Origin of the sequence: [Mycobacterium] fortunisiensis (assembly GCF_019050325.1) — a bacterium.
Taxonomy (GTDB): Bacteria; Actinomycetota; Actinomycetes; order Mycobacteriales; family Mycobacteriaceae; genus Mycobacterium; species Mycobacterium fortunisiensis.
Window position 1 is genome coordinate 60,770 of sequence record NZ_VOMB01000020.1, and the last position, 24,294, is coordinate 85,063.

Sequence of the window (24,294 nt, forward strand, 5' to 3'; positions counted from 1 at the left end):
CCCACCGCCCCGCTAGTGCGCGGCCGCGTCCCAACTGGGGCCGTAGCCCACCGACACCTCCAACGGCACGTCCAGCGGATACGCATTGCCCATGTGTTCGCGGACCAGCGCCTCCAACGTGTCGCGTTCGCCCTCGGCGACCTCGAACAACAGCTCGTCGTGCACCTGCAGCAGCATCCGCGACTTCAGCCCGGCCGCCTTGATCGCCTCGTCGACGTTGATCATCGCCACCTTGATGATGTCGGCGGCACTGCCCTGGATCGGCGCGTTGAGGGCGGCCCGCTCGGCGGCCTCGCGCACATTGCGGTTGCTGCTGTCGAGTTCGGGCAGATAGCGGCGACGGCCCAGCACCGTCGAGGTGAACCCGTCCTTGCGGGCCTGATCCACCACATCGTGCAGGTAGTCGCGCACCCCGCCGAACCGGTCGAAGTACTGCTCCATCTGCACCTTGGCTTCCTCGGTGGAGATCTTGAGCTGGCTGGCCAACCCGTAGGCGCTCAGGCCGTAGGCCAGGCCGTAGGACATCGCCTTGACCCGGCGGCGCAGCTCCGGGGTGACCTCGTCGATGGGCACCGAGAATGCCCGCGACGCGACGAACGAGTGCAGATCCTCGCCGGTGTTGAACGCCTCGATCAGGCCCCCGTCTTTGGACAGGTGGGCCATGATCCGCATCTCGATCTGGCTGTAATCGGCCGTCATCAGCTCCGAATAAGCGTGCCGACCGCCCGATCCAACTATGAAGGCGTCCCGGATGCGCCGGCCCGCCTCGGTGCGGATCGGGATGTTCTGCAGGTTGGGTTCGGTGGAGGACAACCGGCCCGTCGCCGCGATCGTCTGGTTGAACGTGGTGTGGATACGGCCATCTCCGGCCACCGAATTCAGCAGGCCGTCGACGGTCACCTTGAGCCGGGTGGAGTCGCGGTGGGCCAGCAGGTGCTGCAGGAACGGGTGCCCGGTCTTGTCGAACAGCGACTGCAGCGCGTCGGCGTCGGTGGTGTAGCCGGTCTTGGTGCGTTTCGTCTTGGGCATCTCGAGTTCGTCGAACAGCACCGCCTGCAGCTGTTTCGGTGACCCGAGGTTGATCTGCTTGCCGATCACCGCATAGGCGGCCTCGGCGGCGTCGCGGATCTGATCGGCGAACTCGCTCTGCAGCTCCTGCAACTTGTCCAGGTCGACGGCGATGCCGATCGACTCCATCTCGGCCAGCGCCCGCTGCACCGGCAGCTCCATCCGGCCCAGCAGCGACGAGGAATCGATCCGGGCCAGTTCCTCATCCAGCGCGTCGGCCAGGTCGAGCACTGCGCAGGCCCGCAGGATCAGCGTCTGCACCGCCTGCTCGTCCACCCCGTCGGAATCGTCGAGAAGCGAAAGTTGTTGCTGCTCAGGCGTTTCTGCGCGCAGCTCGCGGCGCAGGTACCGCACCGCCAAGTCGTCGAGGGCGAAGCTGCGCTGACCGGGCCGCACCAGATAGGCGGCCAGCGCAGTGTCGGAGGTGACCCCGCGCAGCGTCCAGCCCCGACCGGCCAGGTCATGCATCGCCAGCTTGGCCTCGTGCAGGGCCTTCGGCGGGCCCGGATCGGCCAGCCAGCGCGCCAGCGCCTCCTCGTCCTCGGGGGTCAGGGTGGCGGTGTCGATATAGCGTCCGTCACCGTCGGGTGCGACGATGGCCAACGCGGTGGCATCGGCGTCATAAGCCAGGTGCGTGCCCACCACGGCCAGCCCGAACCGGTTGCCCAGGCTGTGCTCGGCCAGCCAGGCGGCCAACTCACCGGGTTCCAGGGCCCGGCCCCGCACGTCGAACCCGTGCTCGACCTCGGGCTCGGCGGCCACCAGCGTCTCGAACAGCCGGTCCCGCAGCACCCGGAACTCCAGATCGTCGAACAACCGGTGGATCTGGTCGCGGTTCCAGGTCTGCATCCGCAGCGTGTCCGGCGTCTGGGCCAGCGGCACATCGCGGACCAGGTCGGTCAGCTCACGGTTCAGCACCACACTGGACAGGTTGGCCCGCAGCGAGTCGCCGACCTTGCCCTTGACCTTCTCGACGTTGTCGACCAGGGACTGCAGCGAGCCGTATTCGACGATCCATTTCGTGGCGGTCTTCTCCCCCACCCCCGGGATGCCGGGCAGGTTGTCGCTCGGGTCCCCGCGCAGGGCGGCGAAGTCCGGGTATTGCGCCGGGGTCAGGCCGTACTTCTCCACCACCGCGTCGGGGGTGAACCGGGTCAGCTCACTGACGCCCTTGCGCGGGTAGAGCACGGTGATGTTGTCGGTGACCAACTGCAGCGCGTCGCGATCCCCGGTGACCACCAATACCCGGTAGCCCTCCTGTTCGGCCTGGGTGGCCAGGGTGGCGATGATGTCGTCGGCCTCGAAACCGGGCTCCGCCATGGCCGTGATCCCCAGCGCGCCGAGCACCTCTTTGGTGATGTCGATCTGGCCGCGGAACTCGTCGGGTGTGGCGGACCGGCCTTCCTTGTACTCCGGGTACTTGTCCTTGCGGAAGGTCTGGCGCGACACGTCGAAGGCCGCGGCCACGTGGCTGGGCTGCTCGTCGCGCAGCAGGTTGATCAACATCGAGGTGAACCCGTAGACCGCATTGGTGGTCAGACCGCTCTGGGTCTTGAAGTTCTCGGCGGGCAGCGCGTAAAACGCCCGGAAGGCCAGCGAATTGCCGTCCAGCAGCATCAGTGTGGGCTTGTCGGCCGTCGCTGGGTCGGCGGTGGGGTTCGGCGCGTTCTTCGTCTCGGTCTTCGCGGGGCTCACGGCCCACACTCTATGCGGGGTCACCGACGCGCAGACGGCGACGAGTCAACTGGATCGGGCGCAGCGGTCGGGCCTTTATCCGGCGGATCACTGCTTGATAGTGACTGCAATCCGCCGCGTAAGTTCGCACCGTTGAACGACGGATCGAGGGTCCAATTCGACTGCCTGTCGACAGGATCACATTCGGGATCACGCAAGCCCAGCGACCGGCGCCGGCGTTTACGGTGGCCTTCAACCTGCAGGTCACGGCGCTGACCGTGGCTGAGCGAGGAGCAGTCCAGGGATAGAAAACTGCTGCGGAAACAGGCATCGACTGGTTGCTAGGCTGGGATTGCCAGCCTGCGGCAGGGCTAGATGCGCGGGAGGATCAGATTTCAAGGAAGCAGGGCCTATCGGCATTCGGGGCCGGCGCGAGGGGGACTACGACTGATGGGCCATTCAGAGCCATCGCAGAACGGTGCGGATTCCGTACCTGAGCGTGGGCGACCTGCGGGTCACTTGCCCGCGGATTCGCACTCGGAAAACATCGCCCAACACTGGCAATCTCAGGGCCGTGGCACACGTCCGCAGGCAGCCCCTGTCGAACAGGCCAAGAAGCCACCCGCCCCGCAAGCCGGGCGGGACCGAGTCGACGGCCCACCGGTGCGACACGACGTCGAGGCTGCAGATGGTGTTGGCGAGAAACGATCGCAGCCGAAACCGATTCCGCGCGATTTTCCGCCTGTTGTCTATCTGCCGTGCGCCGAGGCCGTCGATGATCCAAATGATGCGCGGATCGACATGCGCGAGACCCGGGACGGAAGAACGGCGCTTCTAGCATATTCGGCACTTGACCGCCTACACGAATGCTGTGGCGAAGATCAGGCTTGGATTGTGGTGCCGACCGCCTTCCTATCCGAGCTGCAGAGTTTGCATCCGTTTCAATTACTGATGCTCGATATTGAGATTCCTATCGAACAACGCCGAGGGCAAAATTGACACTTTACGTTAACCTCGAATCTCTCAACAAAATTTCTCAGTCTTTGTCGAGTGCCAGCGCCGACCTCGATAGCGCGAGCGCATCGGCACCGACGTCAGTTGACGGTGGATGGGGCACGCCGGCGATTCTCGGGATTCTGGCACAGCTAACCGACAACGCGGGTCAGCTTGTCGTAGCGGTCAAAGCCGTCGCGGATGGGGTCGCTTCAGCCAGTGCCAGCTATCGCGGGCAGGACGAAGAAGGTGCCGAGGCACTGACCACAGCCATGCAGACGGAGTGAGTGAGTGCCGATCGACACAGAAATTCCGGGGGATCCGAACTCCATCCACTCAACAGCGGACTGGCTTCGTTCCACTCTGGCAAGCAAGGTTTCCCACACCGCCGATGAGATCCATGCTGCCCGAGCAACGGCAGCGGCCGATTGGCACGGTGAGGCCGGAGACGCCTTCGCTGCACGAATGGGAAGCGGTGCGACGAAGGCTGAGGGCCTAGAAATTGCCATCAATGAAGGCGCCCAGGCGATCAATGAATTTGCAATGGAACTCCAGCGTGCTCAGTCTGAGATGGAAACAATTCGCAACACCGCAATGAACGCCGGTTTGACCGTGGACGGATCGATAATTCAGGATGCCACGGAAGAAGCATTAATAGACGCATACAACGCAGCGTTCCACGGTGCAGAGGCTGCCCGAACAATGCACAAACTCGCCGCCGACACACTTAAGAATATGTGGGGCGACATTAAGAACAAGTGGTTTTTCACTGCTGGAGACCTAATCAACACTGCAGGTGCTGCCCTAGCTGCGAGATACGCTTCCTTCTTGTTAGAGGGTTCGAACTTTTACGCCAGCGAATCAGCAAAGTTTATGGATTTGGCAAAATCAGCACCTCCTGGCACGCCCGCCGCCGTGATTTATCGAGACTTTGATGATGCTCGCGCCCTCGCGTACAAGGCCGAGGAGGCGGCGAAAAAGGCAGAGAACTTCAAGGCGAAAGCGGGTTCGTTCAGTTTAAAGGCCGGCGGGGCTCTCGCAGCGGTTGGCGTCGTATACGACATCGCCAACGGCAAAGACGTTGACCAAGCTATCGTGTCCGGGGCAGCCGGATTCGGCGCTTCGGTTGCCGCTGGCGCGCTGATCGGTACCGCGATTCCCGTGCCAGTGGTCGGAACAGCAGTTGGCGCTGTAGTCGGAGCAGGTGTAGGAATTTTTACCTCCGGCGCTGTCGACTCGCTCTATCAGAACGGCATAGGCAGCCTCGGCTCCGCCATCAGCGACGGAGCGACTGCTGTCGCCGACGCAGGGAAGGCTGTCGGCGGACTTGCGAAAGGTGCGTGGGATGCGATCTTCTGAGCATCCAGACATTCCCGAAGGCTGGACCGAGACGCACGATGGCGTCCGTTTCTACCTCTCGTCCGCGGGACTCCTCACCTTCGCAGTCATCGCCTTCCTGGTCGGAATCATCGCCGCAGCAGCAGGTAACTTCGTCGGGCTCGGTTGCTGTCTGCTCTTCGCGCTGTTGATGGTTCTCGCGGTCGCTTACAGTGCCGTCGTTCGACACCGGCGCGCGGATCTTTCCACCGCGACCCGAACGGTGGAGCAGAATGGCATTCCGGCAACGGAAATCCAATACTCAGGCTGGCAATTTACGATCCTCATCGCCCTGATGGGGTGCGCCGCTGCCTTTTGCGCCATTGCTGCGGCGGTGTTTTTCCACCAAATTGCCAGCCGCTCGGTGCTGTTCGCCGTCCTCGGCCTCTTATCGGTGTCGTTCATGGCACCTGTGGTTTCAGGACGCGTCCGCCGGGGTGGCGTTACCTTGTCGAGTCAGGGAATTTTCCAACGCGGAAGAAGCTTCGAGTCCCGACTGGACTGGTCAGCCGTTGCCGGCGCCAAGGCGGCAACAAACGGACACCCCTACATCCTGGTGTTCGGATATGCCAATGTCGATTGGCACCGTCGGTATACCACGCGATTCTGGCGTATCGACCGCCTGCCGCCGGTACCGATGATCGCGTTCGACTGTCGGCAATTCGATGTCGACCCCTACGTCCTGTACAGCTACGTGCGGACCTACGTCGACAACCCAGAGCTGCGAGCAGAACTCGGAACCGAAGCGGCCCTCTCCCGCGCTCGATACCTGCAACCCGGTCGCTGATAGCGCGCAGCGCGACGGCTTCCCGCGCTTAGGCGGCGGATCACTGCTCAATATCAAGCAGTGATCCGCCGCATAGAGAGTTCCTGGGACTCATGAGTCCCGGCCCTTAGGACAAAACTGCAACACGTTTCAGTTTCAGGGTCGTGATCGTTTAGGCTGGCCCCGTGCCAGCAGCATCTTCGCAACCCGCGATCGACGGATGGTTCGCCACCGACGACGCCGGTGCCACACATCTGATCGGCGGCAAGTGCACTCAGTGCGCCACCTACGTGTTCCCGCCGCGCGAGAACAACTGCCCCAACCCGGCCTGCGACAGCGACACCCTTGACCTCGTTCCGCTGTCGCGCCGCGGAAAGGTGTGGAGCTACACCGAGAACCGGTATCTCCCGCCGGCGCCGTACCCGAAAACCGACCCGTTCGAGCCGTTCGCGATCGCCGCGGTGGAGCTGGCCGACGAGGGTCTGATCGTGCTGGGCAAGGTCATCGAGGGCACGCTGGCCGCCGATCTCAAGGTCGGTATGGAGATGGAGCTGACCACCATGCCGCTCTACACCGACGACGACGGCGTCGAGCGCACCACCCACGCCTGGAGGATCCCGTCATGAGCGCCCCCGAACCGCTGTACATCCTCGGCGCGGGCATGCATCCATGGGGCAAATGGGGACGAGACTTCACCGAGTACGGCGTCGTCGCCGCCCGCGCGGCCCTGGCCGAGGCCGGCCTGGACTGGCGCCAGATCCAGCTGGTCGCCGGCGCCGACACCATTCGCAACGGCTACCCGGGCTTCATCGCCGGGTCGACGTTCGCCCAGAAGCTGGGCTGGAACGGCGTGCCGGTGTCCTCGAGCTACGCGGCCTGTGCCAGCGGCTCGCAGGCACTGCAGAGCGCCCGCGCCCACATCCTGGCCGGGTTCTGCGATGTCGCGCTGGTGATCGGCGCCGACACCACGCCCAAGGGCGCCTTTGCACCCGTCGGCGGCGAGCGCAAGAGCGATCCGGACTGGCAGCGCTTCCATCTGCTCGGCGCCATGAACCCGGTGTACTTCGCCCTGCTGGCCCGCCGCCGGATGGACCTCTACGGCGCCACCGCCGAGGACTTCGCCCAGGTGAAGGTGAAGAACTCCCGCCACGGTCTGCAGAACCCGAATGCGCGCTACCGCAAGGAATCCGCGATCGAGGACGTGCTGGCCAGCCCGGTGGTCTCTGACCCGCTGCGCCAGCTCGACATCTGCGCCACCTCCGACGGCGCCGCTGCGCTGATCGTGGCGTCCAAATCATTCGCCGAGAAGCACCTGGGTTCCGTGGAGGGCGTGCCGTCGGTACGGGCGATCTCGACCGTCACCCCGCAGTACCCGCAACACCTGCCCGAATTGCCGGATATCGCAACGGATTCCACCGCCGTCGTGCCGGCCCCGGAGCGGGTGTTCAAGGATCAGATCCTCGACGCCGCCTATGCCGAGGCCGGTATCGGACCCGAGGACGTCAGCCTGGCCGAGGTGTACGACCTGTCCACCGCGCTCGAGCTGGACTGGTACGAGCACTTGGGCCTGTGCGCCAAGGGTGAGGGCGAGGAGCTGTTGCGGTCCGGCGCGACCACCATCGGCGGGCGCGTGCCGGTGAACCCGTCCGGCGGTCTGGCCTGCTTCGGCGAGGCCATCCCGGCGCAGGCCATCGCGCAGGTGTGCGAGCTGACCTGGCAGCTCAAAGGTCAGGCCACCGGCCGACAGGTCGAGGGCGCGAAGGTCGGCGTGACCGCCAACCAGGGCCTGTTCGGCCACGGCTCCTCGGTCATCGTCGCGCGGTAGAAAGTGACGGGTGAGCGAAACCGTCGTCGTCCGCGTCAAACCCGGCAGCCGTAAAGGTCCGCTGGTTGAAATCGCCGACGACGGCGCGCTCACCGTTTTTGTGCCCGAGCGCGCCGTTGACGGTAAGGCCAACGACGCCGTCACGAAACTGCTGGCCCAGCATCTCGGCGTGCCGCGCAGCCGGGTGGAGTTGATCTCCGGAGCGACCGCGCGGCTCAAGCGTTTTCGCATCAGCTGACGCGCGCGAGCGTGCGCGGAATGCTGACTGTGAGCGGCGTGTCAGGCAGCAGACACGCACGCTCGCGGGGCAAGGGGAGCCAACTACCAGCTATCCCAGGTTGCGGTTCCACTCCAACCAGCCGACGCCGGTCCGGCCGTCGGCGGTCCGCACGGTCGCCCAGGCCCGGGGGAACTGACTGACCCGGCCATCGGCGGCCACCAGCAGCACCGGCGCGTGGCCCTGGATGTCGATGCTCGCCTCGATGTCCCCCGGTTGCAGGGTCAGCGTGGTGGACACGGGAAGGTCGTTGTCGCCCAATGCATATTGGGCGGTCACCGTCTCCAGTTCCACGAGCGGTTCACCCGCACGCTGGGAATAGCCGATCCCGATCGGAGGCATCCCCGGAATCCGGATGTCCACGCCGTGCAGGTGGGTGCCGTCATCGAGGTGGATCGCGCTCCACACCCAGTTCATCGCCCACCAGTCGCGCACGCCCCAGGAGTGGTCACGCTGGCCCGCGACGGCTGTGACGGTGTGGGTCTGATCGCCGATGATCACCGTCCCCGACACCGTGCACGGGATCTCGTAGCGGGGCGTGATGCGGTACTGGTACGGGGTTCCCACCGTGGTCCAGGTCAGGTCCAGCGTCACCGAGGTGGCCTGCCCCGGCTCGCCGCGCAGCAACGCCGACGGATCGTCGAAAGCCTCGCCGGTGCCCGTGGCGGTCAGGCGATACACCTCAAGGGGCTCGTCCGGGTGCAGGTTCAGCTCGACCCCCTCCCCCTTGACCGCCGACGGTTCGGCCAGCGGGGCGTGAAAGTCGTTGAGCGCCACCGTCGGCATCCCCGGCCCGCAGAACAGCACATTGACCCAGGCGGTGTCCTGGTTGGGAATCAGCCCCAGCCGGATCCAGCCGCCGAACCCCGCGTCGACGTCGGCGAAATCGAAGTACCAACTCTCGTTCCACAGCTCTTCGTCGGTGGGGGTGTGCGCGAAGTCGTCCTCGGCGGCGGGCACCAGCGGTTCCGGAAGCGCCGGTGGCGCAAGCACATCCAGCGCGTTGGTGTCCAGCACGTGGCTGCAGTGCCGGTCGAGCATCGTCATGAACATCGTGTCACCACGCTCGGTGCGTTCCACCAGCATCGAGGAGATGATCGCCATCATCACGCCGAAGAAGCTCTGCCGGCGCACTCCCTCGCGCACCTGCCCGAGTGTCAACGTCGAGTCCGGTCCGAGGGCCTGGTGATACGCGGTCAGTAACTCGTCGTAGTGGGCGCGGCGCTGCTCGACGGGCAGGGCGCAGCCGATGAAGTACGCAACGTCGGTGAATGTCGGCCCCTTGGTGACGGTCTGCCAGTCCACCACGGTCAGCGCCCGGTCGGCTCCGGAGTCGCCGAACAGCAGGTTGTCCAACCGATAGTCGCCGTGCACGAGACCCTGTGGCCGCTGGGGCGCACCTTCGTCGGCGAGATAGGCGTCGAAGCTCTCGACCAGACGTTGACAGACCTGGCGCTGTTCGGGCGTGATCAGATCCGCATACCGCTCGACGAACGCCGCATACAACCCGGTGATCAGGGCCTGGTTGACGGGCGCCTCGCGGTTGAGCCATTCGGCTTGATCCAGGGCCCGGGCTCCGGCGCTCGATCCGTGGATGCGTCCCAGCTCGGCGAGCGCCAGGGCGGCCTGTTCGGCTGTGGCACCGCGGATCTCGTCACCGACCACAGCCGACACGGCATCGCCGAGCAGCAGGTCGAAGGCACCGGTCTCGGTATCGATCGCGGCGTGGTAGCACGGCGCCACCGGCCCGGGGGCCAGGGCCGGCGCGATGTCGGCATAGAACCGCACCTCACGCTCATAGAGTCCCAGCGCCAGTCCGGTCTGGCGACTGCTGGGATCGGTGGCGGCCACCTTCAGCACCACCGACGCCGGTCCCGTCGCCCCCTCCGCGTACTCCAGGGACACCCGGTAGCACTCGCTCATCTGGCCGGTGCCGATCCGCTCGAAACGAAATCCACTGACCTCGCCGGCGCCGATGGCGGCCGTCAGCCACTCGCAGGTGAGGTCGTCGGGGCGGTCGAGTACGGCGGTCTGAGTCGGTTGCACACAGGCAACCTAGCAGTGTTCCGGATCACACATGACGGGTGTCAACTAATGATGTGCCGCCTTGGCGTGGCCGTGGGCACAGGCACCCGGCGGGGTGGCCGGCACGTCCAGCGCGGGGTTGCGGTCGAAGAAGCCGAAGGGCTTGAGCCAGAACGACACCACGTCGACGGGCATCACCGGCCAGTCCTCCGGACGGGTGATGTGGTGGATCCCGAAGACGTACCAGAGCACCACGTCGGTGTTGTCGATGGAGCGATTGGCCTTGGTCCACTCGCCCAGCCCGGTGTCGGCCACCGATTGGTTGACGAACTCGCCGGCCGGCCACCGTTCGTCGGGGTGGTTCGGCGTGACCCACAGCGTGTGGCCGATCACGTTGGCGCGTCGCAGTACCGGGGAGGACGGGTCGAACATCGCCGGGATCGCCCCGGTGGGCACCAGCTTGTACGACGGGTGGGTGCCCAATCCGTTGACGACGTTGGTGTTGACCACTTTCCAGGCCCGCTGGGTGGCGAAGTTGACGTCTTGGCGGCCCTCGTCTTCGCTGCGCAACGCCTGCTCGCGCAGCACCAGGGACAGGCCCATCGGGTTGTCCGGTCCGGTCGGCTCGGCGTAGGACTCCGACATGTACACCGTGTTGTCGGTGCCGTCGATGTCCAGGTCGAGGCGGGCGATCAGGAAGTGCTGATGGAATGGCGCATAGGTGCGTTCGTCGACCAGCGTTCCGTTCTTGGGCGTCGGCCCGGGCGGGAACGGTGTGGTGACCATGATCCCGGTGGCCCGGACCTCGCACTCGATGTTGCCGTCCTGATAGAACCGCCAGTACACCAGGTACTCGTAGTTGGCCACCGTGACGTGGAAGGACACCGTCAAGCGGCGCATCCGGCGCACCTCGGCGCCGGCGTCGTGGTCGACGTGCTTCCACAGCACGGCATTGTCTTCCTCGTGAATGCAGATCGCGTTGGTGATCGTGTATGGCTCGCCCGCGCTGTCGTGCAAAACCGCGTCCAGGTAACGGATCTCGCCGAGACAGTCGCAGCCGAGCTCCAACGAGGTGGTCATGAACCCCAGCCCCCACTCGCCGATGTCGAACGCGGTGCGCCGGTAGTGATCGACCGAGGAATCCCGGTACGGCACCACCATCTCGGCAAACGACATCCGGTGCGCCACCGAACGATCCACCTCACCGTCGCGGTAGCGCACGGTGTGCAGGGTCATCCCCTCGCGATGGTTGAAGCCCACCCGAAACGACCAGCTCTGCCATCGCAGCAGATTGCCGTCCACGGTGAACGACGGACCGTCGGGCTGGGTGATGTCCAACGGCTTGAGCGGCTCCCGGCGCGAAGCCGCGCGGATCCGTTCGGGGATGTGATGCGGAACGTATTCCCCCATCACGTCAGGCATCTCGGAGCTACCGTCATCCTCGACGCGCAATACCTCCATCGAGTTGGTGTCGATCACGCAGTGCAGCCCGCTGACCGGGTGGGCGTACGGATTGGCGCCGGGGGCCTGCTTGTACCAGGTGTCCGACCAGCCGATCCGCCGGTCGCGGTATTCCGGCGGGGCCACCGCATCGCCGTAGGTCCAGGTGTCCATGAACACGTTGTCCAGATCGGTGATACCGCGCCGGGCCAGTGCCGCGATGACGTCGGGATGGCGGCGCAGCACCTCGTCGCATTCGACGAACTCGTCGACGGTGAAGTTGGCCTGCACCCCTGGGATGTGGTCGAAGTTCTCCACCCGCTCGTCGGTCAACGAGACCACGCCTTTGTAGGTGGCGTTCGCCGAGCGGTCCAGACAGATCACCGCGGCCCGCCGGGCCGGCGTGACGCCGCCGGCGTCGAAGGCCGCCAACTCGGCCTTGGTCGGCTCGACGAGTTCCACCGAGGCAATCCGCCACCCGTCACCGACCCCGTGTTCACGCCGCAATATCGCTGCCACCGCGCGGAACTCGTCAGCCGACAGCGGATCCAGGGGATAGTCCACGCCTGTTACGCAACCACATTCCGGCAATCCCCTGCAGCGAATCGCCGAGAGTCGCAGCGAAGAAAGCGTCAAGAAAACACGAAGAAACTCAGCCCTGCGCGAGGGTGAAACCTTCCCAGGCCCGCCGTCGCTCGGCGCGTGGGTCGTACTCCACCCGCGGCCGGCGATCGAACACGAACACCGCCCGATCGTCGCGGTAGGCCGGCCAGCCGGGCCCCGGCGTGCCGGTCCTGGTGAACTCACGCCAGCGCCGCTGTACGTCACGGCTGACCTGGCGGGCCGAGCGGCGGTCACCCACCGCGGTCAGCAGCGCGCCGTAGCTGGTGTGGTAGGTGTCGAACACGGCCAGCAGTTCCATGGCATGGGTGGCGCCCAGCCCGGCCCAGTGCAGGGTGCGCGGCGCGTAGTCGTAGCGGTACACATACGTCGGGGCGTGGCGGCTGTGCGCCTCGGCGATCTGCCAGGTGGCCGAGGCGAACGCGAAGTCACCACCGAGCCGCACGCAGGCGGCACTGTCCGGATAGTCCGGATAGGCCCCGACGATCCGGCGACGCTCCTCGGGATCGGTTCTGGCGAACAGTTTCTCGATCATCGGCTCGTTGGTGGGCAGCAGCGGCATGAACCGGGTGAACAGCCGGCCCTCGTCGGAGTTGTTGCCGACGATCAACGGAACCCGGTGCGCGCTGCCGTCGGACATCGCGGTGACCGGATCGACCGGCAGGTAGTCGGTACCGAAGGTGGGCCCGACCGGGAACGCGCCCGGCATGTCCGTCTGGCCGCGCCGGATCAGTTGCTCCAGGGCCCGGCCCAGCTCCGCCGGGCGGGCCGTCATGAGCGCCGCGGCCGCCGATCCCCCAGCCGGACTGACCAATTCGGCCAGTTGAGACGCCAGCCGTGCGGATGCGTCGGCGGAACTGACCATCCCGCTGGCCGGGCTCTCCGAGATCACCCGGGCGAACAGGCCACCGGCCTCGGGCACCGCGAGCAGCGTGGCCACCGCGTGCGCCCCGGCACTCTCACCGAAAATCGTGACATTGTCCGGGTCCCCGCCGAACACCGCGATGTTGTCGCGTACCCACCGCAGCGCCAACACCAGATCCCGCAGGAACAGGTTGTCCTCGATCGGATGTTCCGGTGTCGACAACGACGACAGCTCGACGCATCCCAGCATGCCGAGCCGGTAGTTGACGGACACGAACACACAGCCGCGACGGGCCAGCGCGGCACCGTCGTAGATGGGTGTGGCCGAGCTGCCCATGATGTAGCCGCCGCCGTGCACGAAGACCATCACCGGCAACGGACCGGCATCCTCGTTGTCTGCTCCTCGCGTGCGCGCCGGCTCCGCCGGTGCCACCACGTTGAGCGTCAGGCAGTCCTCGCTCATCGGCTGGTACTTGCCCACCCCGACGAGCGTGTAGCGACGTTGCTGCGGTGCGCAGTATCCGTAGCCGTGGCAATAGCGCACGCCCGGCCAGGGTTCGGCAGGCTGCGGCGCCCGCAGCCGCAGCGGCCCCACCGGTGGTTGGGCATACGGGATGGCACGCCAACGATGTACACCGTCGCGGGTGAATCCCTCGACGACGCCGGTGGTGATCTTTGCCCGCACTGTCCGTTCGTGCATGACCCGACGCTATCGAACCGCAGCGCCGACGATGGGCAGCCGGTGGGCGCGACACGCGACCGCTAGCCTGGCGGGTATGCGAATCGCTGTGACTGTTGGGGCTGTTGTTCTCTTGGCGGCCTGCTCGCCGGGAGGGGGGCACGAGTCTCAGCCGACCTCGCAGCCCCGGATGTCGATGCCGGCCGGCGCGCCACACACCACGATCACCAAGCCCACCCCGACGACCACCTCACCCCTGCCCACCACCGCCCCGGCCCCCGGGACACCGATGAGCCGAGTGACCAAATGGGTCGAGGCGGGCACCCCTGCCGATCCGTCGGGATTCCACACCGCCACCCGTGACGGGCAGTCCACCGACCTCGGCGAGGACATCGCGTTCGTCGCCCCGTCGGGCGCCGCCCGCTGCACCACCAACAAATACGCCGACGGCCAACTGGCCTGCCTGATCAAGGCCGACGGTCTGCCCACCAAGCCCGCCGACGTGGAGGGCCAGTGGATCCCAGGCTGGGTGGATTTCGCCGGGGAAACCGTGGATATCGGCTCACTGCACGGGGATCCGGGACCCTTCGCCACCGGCGACGGCGCCGAACTGCCCGAGGGGAAATCGCTGGCCTTCGGCGACTACCGGTGCCGCGCCGATGCCAGCACGCTGGTGTGCGTCAACTACGCCCACCAGTCTGCGGTGCTGGTGAGCTCGTCAGGCGTCGAGCCCCTGGGCTGTCTGAAGCCGGTCCCGCCACCGGTCGGCGTCGGACGTCAGCTCAGCTGCGCACCGGACTAACGCCAGCCGTCGGCGGCCTTCGCGGCCTGGAGCAGCGCGTCGCACAGCTGCCGCAGTTCGTCGACCCCGGCACCCTCGTCGACCGCGATCGCCACATCCTCGGCGGCGCACCGGACCTGGAACACCCGATCGGACAGCTGGGCCGCCTCGTCGGCGGTGAGCACCACCGAATCCGGCGCCAGCGAGGTGCCCTTCACCATGGCGCGCTGCTCATAGGCACGCTGGCGGCAGGACTGTCTGCAGTACTGGCGACGCCGCCCCATCTGCGCATCGGCGACCTCGCGTCCGCACCATCGGCACGGCTGCGGACGTTCCTTTCTGTGGTGGCGCGACATGGGTCAAGACTGTAGACGGCGCCACATCGTGATCCGCGTATCATGGACGGTCGAGTCGGGAACTTGGCAACGCCGTGCCGCGTTGATGATCCTGGACCAAAACGCCTAATAAGGAGTGTTGACGATGGCTGATCGCGTCTTGAGAGGCAGTCGCCTCGGAGCTGTGAGCTACGAGACTGACCGCAACCATGACCTGGCGCCGCGTCAGGTCGCGCGCTACCGCACCGAGAACGGCGAGGAGTTCGACGTCCCGTTCGCCGATGACGCCGAGATCCCCGGCACCTGGCTGTGCCGCAACGGACTCGAGGGCACCCTGATCGAGGGTGACGTACCCGAGCCCAAGAAGGTCAAGCCGCCGCGTACCCACTGGGACATGCTGCTGGAGCGTCGTTCCGTCGAGGAGCTCGAAGAGCTGCTCAAGGAGCGCCTCGACGTGATCAAGACCAAGCGCCGCGGCAGCTGAGCCGCCGAAACCGAGAAAACCGCGGCCGTGCCCGTCTGGGCACGGCCGCGGTTTTTTGTGTCTGCAGCTAGCGCACCACGCCGCGGGCCCGGTCCAGGCGCCCGCGGATCCCCCACTCGGCAACTTTGAACATCGCCTCGCGAATGTTGGAACCGCTCATCTTCGACACCCCGAGCTCACGTTCGGTGAACGTGATCGGCACCTCGACGACCCGGAACCCGTTGTTGATCGCGCGCCAGGTCAGGTCGATCTGGAAGCAGTAGCCCTTGGAATCCACCGCGGACAGGTCGATCTTCTCCAGCACCTCACGCCGGTACGCACGGTAACCGGCGGTGATGTCGTGGATGCCGACCCCGAGCAGGAACCGTGAATAGGTGTTGGCGGTCTTGGACAGCACCAGCCGGCGCCACGGCCAGTTGCGCACCGTGCCGCCGGGGACGTAGCGCGAGCCGATGGCCAGGTCGGCCCCGGCGTCGACCGCATCCAGCAACCGGTTCAGCTCCTCGGGCGCGTGGCTGCCGTCGGCGTCCATCTCGACCAGCACCGAGTAGCCACGTCCCAGCCCCCAGGCGAAGCCGGCCAGATACGCCGCACCCAGACCCGCCTTGCTGGTCCGGTGCATCACGTGGACCCGGTCTGGATCGGCCAGGGCCAGCTCGTCGGCCAACTCACCGGTGCCGTCGGGGCTGCCGTCGTCGACGATCAGGATGTGCACCTCGGCGTTGGCGTGGTGCACACGCCCGGCGATCAGCGGCAGGTTCTCCCGCTCGTTGTAGGTGGGAATGATCACCAGGGTGCGCTGGCTGGGGCGTTCACCGTCCCGGCGAGGGCTGGATTCCCCCGGCAGCTGCGCTCCATCACCAGGGACTGTCATGTGGCTCCTTCATCGTCGCGGGCCTCCGCCGGTGCGACGCCTCAACATTCTTTGCACGAACCCTCCATTGTGCAGCATCGAGCTGACCAACGCCGCAGCAACGCCTCCGAAACCCAGCGTGACCAGCACCACCTGGAGCGCCGGCACCCATTCGGTGGCGAGTGTCACATCAGACTTCAGCCGGATCTGGCTGTCCAGATAGGCGGGCTGGAAGAACTCGGTGCGGGCCAGCTCCCGACCGTCGGGGGCGATCACCGCGCTGATGCCGGTGGTCCCGGCGACCACGACGTAGCGGTCATGTTCGACGGCACGCACTTTCGCGAACGCCAGCTGCTGGGCGCTCATGTTCTCGTCGAACGTCGCGTTGTTGGTCGGCACGGTCAACACCTGGGCCCCGCTGCGCACAGCCTCGCGCGCGGCCCGGTCGAAGATGACTTCCCAGCAGGTGGTCACCCCGACCGGTACGCCGGCCGCGTGCACGACGCCGTTGCCTTCCCCCGGCACGAAATACCCGGCCCGATCGGCGTAGGACGACAGGTGTTTGAAGAAGCTGCGCCAGGGCAGATACTCGCCGAACGGCTGCACGATCTTCTTGTCGTGACGCTCACCGGGGCCGTGCTCGGGGTCCCACACGATCACGGTGTTGGTGGCCACCGGATTGTCCGGGGTGTAGCCGTCGGCCTTGGTGACGGCGCCGACCAGGATCGGTGCGCCGATGGCGTCGGCGGCCGCGGTGATCTGCGCGGCAGCGTCCGCATTGGCCAGTGGATCGATGTCGGAGGCGTTTTCGGGCCAGACCACGAACATCGGCTGGGCGGCGCGCCCGGCACGGATGTCGTCGGCCAATCGCTGGGTCTCTCTGACATGGTTGTCCAGCACCGCCCGGCGCTGGGCGTTGAACTCCAGGCCCAGCCGCGGCACGTTGCCCTGCACCGCGGCCACCGTCACGGCCGGCTCGTCACCGGCCCCGGTGCCGGAGTGCCGGACCTGGGGCCACAGCAGTGCGGTGGCCAGCAGGACCACCGTGATGCTCAGGCCGGGCAACATCACCGCGGGCGCCGGGAAACCCGGCTTGTGTCCGTGCCGCCACCACTGCACGATCTCCAGCGCCAGCAGCGTGGCGCTGAAGCCGACGAGCGCGACCGCGAACGACAGCAGCGGTGCGCCGCCGGCCCGGGCGATGGCCAGCAGTGGTCCGTTCGTCTGGCCGAATCCGACAACGCCCCAGGGGAATCCGCCGAACGGCACCGTCGATTTGAGCCACTCCGCGGTGACCCACAGCGCGGCGAACCACAACGGCCAGCCCGGCAGGCGCCGGACCACGGTGGCCGCCAGGCCGAACAACCCACAGAACAATGCCTGCACGGCGGCGAGGGCCAGCCAGGGCATCGCTCCCACCAGGCCGCTGATCCAGGGCAACAGCGGAACATAGAACGCGAGACCGAACAGGAACCCGTAGCCGAACCCGCCCAGGTGGGTGGTGGATCGCAGCGTCAGCACCCAGCCGAGCAACGCCAGCCCGACGAACGCCGCCCACCACCAGCCCGTCGGCGGATAGCTCAGGCACAACCCGAGCCCGCCTGCCACCGCCGCGCTCAGTTGCGCCCAGCGCGCGGCGGTGGCCCGGCCGAATCGCCGCGCCCGCACGGTCACCATCGACCAGCGGTCCGGGGTGCCCGCCGCGGTCAGCCGGACCTCGAGTTCCGCGGGTTCCTCGTCGGGATCGATATCGGCCACCGGATCACCGGTGACGTCCTCGTCCAGTTCGGCGAACGACTCGTCGTCGAGTTCGTCGAGCTCGGCGAGTTCGTCTTCCTCGATGGCCGGAATCACCTCGGTGGTCTCGTGCCGTGGGCGGCCGAATTTGTCCGGCCGACCCGATCTGCCCCGAGGATGCTCACTGCCCATGGATGACGACACCCCGGTGAACGGTCTGACGGCACCGGGGCAGCCGGGCATCGGCCGCCAGCCGCGGCAGCGCGGGCACCCGGGAGCGCGGATCGGTGGACCAGCGCTGCACGGCGTTGGCCGGGGCGCTGACCTCCAGGTCCTCGGCGTCCCACACCGTGTAGCTGGCCGCCGCCCCGGGGGCGAGCGTGCCGGTGACACCATCGCGCACCCCGCCGGCCCGCCAGCCCCCGCGGGTCGCCGCAGCGAACGCGGCGCGGGCCGAGATGGCACTGCCGCCGGACCGGTGCGACACCGCCGCGCGCACGGTGTGCCAGGGATCCATGCTGGTGACGGGGGTGTCGGAGCCGAAGGCGAGGGGCACGCCTTCGGATGCTAACAGCGCAAACGGATTGAGCTGGTGAACTCGATCAAGCCCGAGGCGCTCGGCGTACATGCCGTGCTCACCGCCCCAGTGCGCATCGAAGTTCGGTTGCACACTGGCCACCACACCCCAGGTGCCCAATTGGGCGGCCTGCTCGGCACTGACCATCTCCAGATGCTCGAGGCGGTGCCCGCACCGGGCCACGGCCGGCACGCCCAGCTGCCCGACCACCGTCGCGAATCCCTCGACGACGGCGGTGACGGCGGCGTCCCCGATCACATGGAAGCCGGCCGGGATTCCAGCCTCGGTGCAGGCCCGCAGATGGGTGGTGATGGCCTCGGCGTCGAGGTACTGGTTGCCGCAGGTGTGGGGCGCATCGTGATACGGCGCGTGCAACCACGCGGTACGCGAGCCCAGCGCGCCGTCCACGAACAGATCGCCGGCCAGCCCGCGGGCCCCGGTCTCGGCGAGGAGGGCGCGGGCGTGCTCGGCGTCGCGGGCCGGCTCGCCCCAGTAACCGATCACCTCGACGCCGTGCTGCAGCGCGCGCAACTCCTGCCAGTCCAGCAGACCACCGATCTGGGGACCCGCACACTCGTGCACCGCGACGATGCCCAGGCTTGCGGCATGGTCGAGGGCCGCGACGCGGGCGTCGTGCCGCTGCCGGGCCGACAGCTGCTCACGGGCGGCCGCACGGACCAGGTGATGCGCGTCGGAGGTGAGCGGACGCTGCGGATCGAAGCCGCCGGCCTCCGCCAGCGCCGGGGCCACGCGGCGCAGCGCGCTGCTCGCCGCGGCCGAATGGACGTCCACGCGGGCCAGATACGCCGGCCGCTCCCCCAGTGCCGCGTCGAGGTCTTCGGTGCTCGGGGCGATGCGCTCGGGCCAGCCCGACTCGTCCCAGCCGTGGCCCCAGATCAGTCCGTCGGGATGCCGGCGGGCGTACTCGGCCACGAGTTGCAGGCAGTGCTGCAGGGAAGTGGCCGCACGCAGGTCCAGACCGCGCAGGTTCAGGCCGGTCGCCGTGAGATGGACGTGGCTGTCGACGAATGCCGGGGCGACGAATCCGCCGTCGAGGTCGACGATCTCGGCGTCGGGAAACTGTGCCCGGCCCACGTCGTCGGTGCCCAGCCAGGCCACCACACCGTCGCGCACGGCAAAGGCGGTCGCGTCGGGGTAGCTGGGGCTGTGGATCCGCCCATTGAGCAGAAGTGTCGTCACGCGGGTTTCAGGTGGCTGTCAGGCCTGGGGTGGCAGGCGGTACGGGTCGACATCGGCTACATCGGTGACGTCGATGACTTCGCCGTCAATGTAGTCGCCCGTCCCACGCCGATAACTGGCGGTACCGGCCGTCCGGCCGAAACCGGTCGGTGTCACAGCTATCAGTGGCATCCGCCGCACCACGAGTGCGGTGAGCGCCGGCCGAGCCACCGACCGCGTCGCGGGCAGCAGCAACAGCGCACCCAGCACCGAGCTGGCCAGGCCGGGAATCACCATCAGCACAGCGCCCAGCGCCACCAGCACGCTGTCTGACACCGCACCCTGGGCATCCGACAGGCCGGTCCGCAACCGACGGATATGGCGGTTGATCTGCGAACCCGCCAATGCCAGCCCGATGGCGAAGGAGGCCAGCACCAGCAACGCGGTGTAACCGAAACCGATGGTCGCCACCAACGCGACCAGCACCGCGACCTCTACGAGGGCGTAGATCAGAAACAGCCGCTTTGCCATGCCCGGTTCAACGTCTGAGGGGCCGGAGATGGTTCCCTCGCCGCTGTCGGTCGGGCGTGTCAGTCGGCTGGGCGCAACTCCAGGCCGACGTTTCGGTGCATGCCACCACGCAGCTTGGAAAAGAAATTGAACGTCTTGCCCAGCAGCCCATAGCGCTTGCCGATGCCGGCGTAGATCTCGCCGTTGCGGGTCTGCTCCAACACCACTGCCCGCGCCTCGACCGGCTCGCTTTTCGGGTTGCCCCGCACATCGCACACCGCCACCGTGACCCGCGGGGTATTGCGGATCCGCTTGACCTTCCACGAATCGGCCTCGGTGATGACCAGCAAACGGTCCCCGTCGGGAACCGCCCAGATCGCCGTGGGTTTGGGCCTGCCGTCCTTCGTGAACGTGGTCAGCAATACGTAGTTGGCCTTGGCGACATCGGCGAAGGTGAGAGCCACCCCGACAACCTAACCCTCCAGCTCGCCCTCTGTCTCCAGCAGCACCTGACGCAGCCCGTCGAGCGTGGCCTGCTCGGGTTCGGCCCACATGCCGCGGCCCGCGGCCTCCAGCAGCCGTTCGGCCATGCCGTGCAACGCCCACGGGTTGGATTCGGCCATGAACTTGCGGTTTTCGTCGTCGAGCACGTATTCGGCCGAGAGCCGTTCATACATCCAGTCGGCCATCACGTGCGCAGTGGCGTCGTAGCCGAACAGGTAGTCCACGGTGGCCGCCATCTCGAAGGCGCCCTTGTAGCCGTGGCGGCGCATCGCGGTGATCCAGCGCGGGTTGACCACCCGGGCCCGGAACACCCGGTTGGTCTCCTCCGACAGCGTGCGGGTCCGCACGGCGTCGGGGCGGGTGTTGTCGCCGATGTAGGCGGCCGGGGCCTGCCCGGTCAGCGCCCGCACGGTGGCCACCATGCCGCCGTGGTACTGGAAGTAGTCGTCGGAATCGGCGATGTCGTGTTCGCGGGTGTCGGTGTTCTTGGCGGCCACCGCGATGCGCCGGTAGGCCCGGTTCATGTCGTCGGCGGCAGGCGCACCGTCGAGTCCGCGGCCGTACGCGAAGCCACCCCAGGCGGTGTACACCTGCGCCAGATCAGCGTCGTCGCGCCAGTTGCGGCTGTCGATCAGCTGCAGCAGGCCGGCCCCGTAGGTGCCCGGTTTGGAGCCGAAAATCCTTGTGGTGGCCCGCCTTTGATCACCGTGCTCGGCGAGGTCGGCTTGGGCGTGGGCGCGCACGTAATTGTCCTCGGCCGGCTCATCGAGACCGGCCACCAGGGCCACCGCATCGTCGAGCATGGTCACCACATGCGGGAAGGCATCGCGGAAGAAGCCGGAGATCCGCACCGTCACATCGATCCGGGGACGCCCCAGCTCGGCCAGGTCGATCGGTTCCAGGTTGATCACCCGGCGCGACGCGTCGTCCCATACCGGGCGCACTCCCAGCAGGGCCAGCACCTCGGCGATGTCGTCACCGGCGGTGCGCATGGCCGAGGTCCCCCAGACTGACAGCCCCACCGACTGCGGCCACCGCCCGTAGTCGTCGCGGTACCGGGCCAGCAGCGAATCTGCCATCGCCACACCGGTTTCCCAGGCCAGCCGCGACGGCACCGCCTTGGGGTCCACCGAGTAGAAGTTGCGTCCGGTGGGCAACACGTTGACCAGCCCGCGCAGCGGCGACCCGGACGGCCCCGAGGCGATGAAGCCGCCGGCCAGCGCGCGCAGCACCTGGTCGATCTCGCCGGCGGTACCGGCCAGCCTGGGCACCACCTCGGTGGCGGCGAACCGCAAGATCCGGGCCACCTCGGGGTTGTCGGTGATGCGGTCGACCGCACCTGTGTCCCAACCGGTTTCCTGCAGGGCGGCCACCAGTTCGCGGGCCGCGGTCTCGGCGGCATCGACGGCCGCCCGGTCGTCGCTGCCGTCCTCGGTCAGCCCCAGCGCCTGCCGCAACCCGGGCACAGTCTGCTCGCCGCCGAACAGCTGGCGGGCCCGCAGGATGGCCAGCACCAGGTCGAGTTCGCCTGCGCCCGTAGGCTTCTGACCCAGCACATGCAGACCGTCGCGGATCTGGACGTCCTTGATCTCGCACAGCCAGCCGTCGACGTGCAGCAGCATGTCGTCGAACGAGTCCTCGTCGGGGCGATCCTCCAGGCCCAGGTCGTGGTCCATCTTGGCGGCCCGCATCAGCGTCCAGATCTGCTGACGGATGGCCGGCAGCTTGCCCGGGTCCAGCGCCGAGACGGTGGAGTGCTCGTCGAGCAGCTGCTCGAGTTTGGCGATGTCACCGTAGGTTTCGGCACGCGCCATCGGTGGGATCAGGTGATCGACCAGGGTGGCGTGGGCGCGGCGCTTGGCCTGGGTGCCCTCCCCCGGGTCATTGACCAGGAACGGGTAGATGAGCGGCAGATCGCCCAGCGCCGCGTCGGTACCGCAGGCCGCGCTCATGCCCAGGGTCTTGCCGGGCAACCATTCCAGGTTGCCGTGCTTGCCGAGATGCACCACGACGTCGGCCCCAAATGAGCCCGGGAACGACGAGTCCAGCCAGCGGTAGGCGGCCAAATAGTGGTGGCTGGGCGGCAGGTCGGGATCGTGGTAGATGGCGACGGGGTTTTCGCCGAACCCGCGCGGCGGCTGCACCATCAGCACCAGGTTGCCGGCCTGGATGGCGGCGATGACGATCTCGCCGTTCGGGTCGCGGCTACGGTCGACGAACAGCTCACCCGGCGGCGGGCCCCAGTGCTCGACCACAGCCTCGGTGAATTCCGCGGGCAGGGTGGCGAACCAGGCCCGATAGTCCTTGGCCGGGACCCGGATCGGATTGGCGGCCAACGCGTCATCGGTCAACCAGTCCGGATCCTGCCCGCCGCGCTCGATCAGGGCGTGGATCAGGGCGTCCCCATCGCGGGAGTCGAGACCCGGGATGTCCCCGACGGAGTAGCCGTGTTCGCGCAGCGCGTCCAGCAGCGCGACCGCGCTGGCCGGGGTGTCCAGGCCGACGGCGTTGCCGATCCGGGCGTGCTTGGTGGGATAGGCCGAAAAGACCAGGGCCACCCGCTTTTCGGCAGCGGGGATGGCGCGCAGGCGGGCGTGCCGCACGGCCAGACCGGCCACCCGCGCGCAGCGTTCGGGGTCGGCGACATAGGAGATCAGCCCTTCGGAGTCGATCTCCTTGAAGGAGAACGGCACCGTGATGATGCGGCCGTCGAACTCGGGCACTGCGACCTGGCTGGCCACGTCCAGCGGCGACATGCCGTCGTCGTTATCTGACCATTGCTCGCGCGAGCTGGTCAGGCACAGCCCCTGCAGGATCGGAATATCCAGGGCGGCAAGGTGAGCGACGTTCCACGAATCGTCACTGCCACCGGCTCCCACCGCGGCCGGGGTGGCCCCGCCGGCCGCCAGCACCGTGGTGACCAACGCATCGGCGGTACCGAGCAGCTCGAGCAGCTCGGGTTCGGCGGTGCGCAGCGAGGCGCAGAACACCGGTACCGGACGTCCGCCGGCCTGTTCGATCGCGGTGCACAGCGCCTCCACGTATCCGGTGTTCCCGGCCAGTTGCTGGGCGCGGTAGTAGAGCACGGCGACGGTGGGTCCGGTGGTGGCCGGTGCGCCGGCCCGCTCCAGTACACCCCAGCTCGGGGTGGTCACCGGCGGCGCGAAGCCGAAACCGGTCATCAGCAGGGTGTCGGACAGGAAGGAATGCAGATTGCCCAGGTTGTCCAGGCCGCCCTGGGCCAGATAGATGTGGGTTTGCAGGCACGCGCCCTGCGGGGCGGTGGAATGCCCCATCAATTCGGCGTCGGGCGACTGTTCTCCACTCACCACCACCGTCGGCAGGCCACTGGCCACCACGGTGTCGATCCCGTCCTGCCAGGCCCGGTAGCCGCCCAGGATCCGGATCACCGCGATGTCGGCGCCGTCGAGCAGCTCCTCGAGTTCACCGGCGACCAGCCGCGACGGGTTGGCCCAGCGATAGCGGGCGCCGCTGGCGCGGGCAGTGATCAGATCGGTGTCCGACGTGGACAGCAGCAGGATTGTGGGAGCTGGCACCCCCTATTCGTACCGCACCGACCACCCGTACGGGGTAGCCGGTGCGGCCGCGGTTGGTCAGGGTCAGGGCTGGGTTTCGCCGAAGCGGTCGTGCCACGACTGCCGGTAGGGCAGGCCCGCCGCCCCGATGAGCACCAGGATGAACGCCGCGAAGGCACCGAAGGCAAG

19 protein-coding genes are annotated in these 24,294 nt (G+C 67.4%); 8 read left to right on the forward strand and 11 right to left on the reverse strand.

The genetic code is table 11. The features are described 5' to 3' along the window. Positions 1-12: 12 nt before the first annotated feature. Positions 13-2,763 carry a DNA polymerase I gene (gene polA, locus FR943_RS16335; protein WP_308170576.1) on the reverse strand — a complete coding sequence of 917 codons (2,751 nt, stop codon included), beginning with the start codon at positions 2,761-2,763 and terminating at the stop codon, positions 13-15. Positions 2,764-3,405: 642 nt separating this feature from the next. On the opposite strand from polA, the gene FR943_RS16340 reads away from it, so the two are divergent. The 6 genes from FR943_RS16340 (at position 3,406) to FR943_RS16365 (ending at position 7,941) form a co-directional block, all read left to right on the forward strand. Continuing rightward, positions 3,406-3,741 carry an SAV_915 family protein gene (locus tag FR943_RS16340; protein WP_308170577.1) on the forward strand — a complete coding sequence of 112 codons (336 nt, stop codon included), beginning with the start codon at positions 3,406-3,408 and terminating at the stop codon, positions 3,739-3,741. Positions 3,742-4,026: 285 nt separating this feature from the next. Beyond that, on the forward strand, positions 4,027-5,094 hold the full coding sequence (locus FR943_RS16345; protein WP_217159035.1) for a hypothetical protein: 1,068 nt from the start codon (positions 4,027-4,029) through the stop codon (positions 5,092-5,094). Beyond that, a complete protein-coding gene (locus tag FR943_RS16350; RefSeq protein ID WP_217159037.1) occupies positions 5,081-5,899 on the forward strand; it encodes a hypothetical protein in 819 nt (272 codons plus the stop codon). Before FR943_RS16345 ends, FR943_RS16350 begins: the two co-directional genes overlap by 14 nt. Before the next feature lie 164 nt (positions 5,900-6,063). Then, positions 6,064-6,504: a Zn-ribbon domain-containing OB-fold protein gene (locus FR943_RS16355; protein WP_217159039.1), complete on the forward strand. Its 441-nt coding sequence runs from the start codon at positions 6,064-6,066 to the stop codon at positions 6,502-6,504. After that, complete coding sequence (locus FR943_RS16360) at positions 6,501-7,703, forward strand: lipid-transfer protein (protein ID WP_217159041.1); 1,203 nt, start codon at positions 6,501-6,503, stop codon at positions 7,701-7,703. Before FR943_RS16355 ends, FR943_RS16360 begins: the two co-directional genes overlap by 4 nt. A gap of 10 nt (positions 7,704-7,713) precedes the next feature. Continuing rightward, positions 7,714-7,941 carry a DUF167 domain-containing protein gene (locus tag FR943_RS16365; RefSeq protein ID WP_217159043.1) on the forward strand — a complete coding sequence of 76 codons (228 nt, stop codon included), beginning with the start codon at positions 7,714-7,716 and terminating at the stop codon, positions 7,939-7,941. Positions 7,942-8,031: 90 nt separating this feature from the next. On the opposite strand, the gene FR943_RS16370 is transcribed toward FR943_RS16365, so the two are convergent. From FR943_RS16370 to FR943_RS16380, 3 genes are all read right to left on the reverse strand, one after another. Beyond that, a complete protein-coding gene (locus tag FR943_RS16370; protein ID WP_217159044.1) occupies positions 8,032-10,026 on the reverse strand; it encodes a DUF7064 domain-containing protein in 1,995 nt (664 codons plus the stop codon). Between the two features lie 45 nt (positions 10,027-10,071). Then, positions 10,072-12,009: a primary-amine oxidase gene (locus tag FR943_RS16375; protein WP_217159045.1), complete on the reverse strand. Its 1,938-nt coding sequence runs from the start codon at positions 12,007-12,009 to the stop codon at positions 10,072-10,074. Between the two features lie 88 nt (positions 12,010-12,097). Further along, positions 12,098-13,630, reverse strand: coding sequence for a carboxylesterase/lipase family protein (locus FR943_RS16380; protein ID WP_217159047.1), 1,533 nt, complete (start codon positions 13,628-13,630; stop codon positions 12,098-12,100). Positions 13,631-13,799: 169 nt separating this feature from the next. Between FR943_RS16380 and FR943_RS16385 the strand changes: the two genes are divergently transcribed. Continuing rightward, entirely contained in the window at positions 13,800-14,411 is a 612-nt protein-coding gene (locus FR943_RS16385; RefSeq protein ID WP_308170578.1) for a hypothetical protein, read from the forward strand. Here FR943_RS16385 and FR943_RS16390 read toward each other — a convergent pair. Next, positions 14,408-14,746 (reverse strand): hypothetical protein, encoded by a 339-nt coding sequence (locus tag FR943_RS16390; RefSeq protein ID WP_217159050.1) that lies wholly within the window; start codon positions 14,744-14,746, stop codon positions 14,408-14,410. The two genes, FR943_RS16385 and FR943_RS16390, sit on opposite strands and share 4 nt — an antisense overlap. Positions 14,747-14,870: 124 nt before the next feature. Here FR943_RS16390 and rbpA point away from each other — a divergent pair, with 124 nt between their 5' ends. After that, on the forward strand, positions 14,871-15,209 hold the full coding sequence (gene rbpA, locus FR943_RS16395; RefSeq protein ID WP_217159052.1) for an RNA polymerase-binding protein RbpA: 339 nt from the start codon (positions 14,871-14,873) through the stop codon (positions 15,207-15,209). A gap of 67 nt (positions 15,210-15,276) precedes the next feature. Here the strand turns inward: rbpA and FR943_RS16400 are convergent, their stop codons facing one another. The 6 genes from FR943_RS16400 to cobN all read right to left on the reverse strand — a co-directional run bounded on the left by FR943_RS16400 (position 15,277) and on the right by cobN (position 24,126). Continuing rightward, complete coding sequence (locus FR943_RS16400) at positions 15,277-16,083, reverse strand: polyprenol monophosphomannose synthase (protein ID WP_217159054.1); 807 nt, start codon at positions 16,081-16,083, stop codon at positions 15,277-15,279. Positions 16,084-16,092: 9 nt separating this feature from the next. Beyond that, positions 16,093-17,739: an apolipoprotein N-acyltransferase gene (gene lnt, locus FR943_RS16405; protein WP_217159690.1), complete on the reverse strand. Its 1,647-nt coding sequence runs from the start codon at positions 17,737-17,739 to the stop codon at positions 16,093-16,095. A 241-nt stretch (positions 17,740-17,980) separates the two neighbouring features. After that, a complete protein-coding gene (locus FR943_RS16410; protein WP_217159056.1) occupies positions 17,981-19,576 on the reverse strand; it encodes an amidohydrolase in 1,596 nt (531 codons plus the stop codon). A gap of 18 nt (positions 19,577-19,594) precedes the next feature. After that, a complete protein-coding gene (locus FR943_RS16415; RefSeq protein ID WP_217159058.1) occupies positions 19,595-20,086 on the reverse strand; it encodes an FxsA family protein in 492 nt (163 codons plus the stop codon). 59 nt (positions 20,087-20,145) lie between these two features. Continuing rightward, entirely contained in the window at positions 20,146-20,529 is a 384-nt protein-coding gene (locus tag FR943_RS16420) for a PPOX class F420-dependent oxidoreductase (RefSeq protein WP_217159060.1), read from the reverse strand. A gap of 9 nt (positions 20,530-20,538) precedes the next feature. After that, positions 20,539-24,126, reverse strand: a complete 3,588-nt coding sequence (gene cobN, locus FR943_RS16425) for a cobaltochelatase subunit CobN (protein WP_217159063.1) — start codon at positions 24,124-24,126, stop codon at positions 20,539-20,541. Between the last annotated feature and the right edge of the window lie 168 nt (positions 24,127-24,294).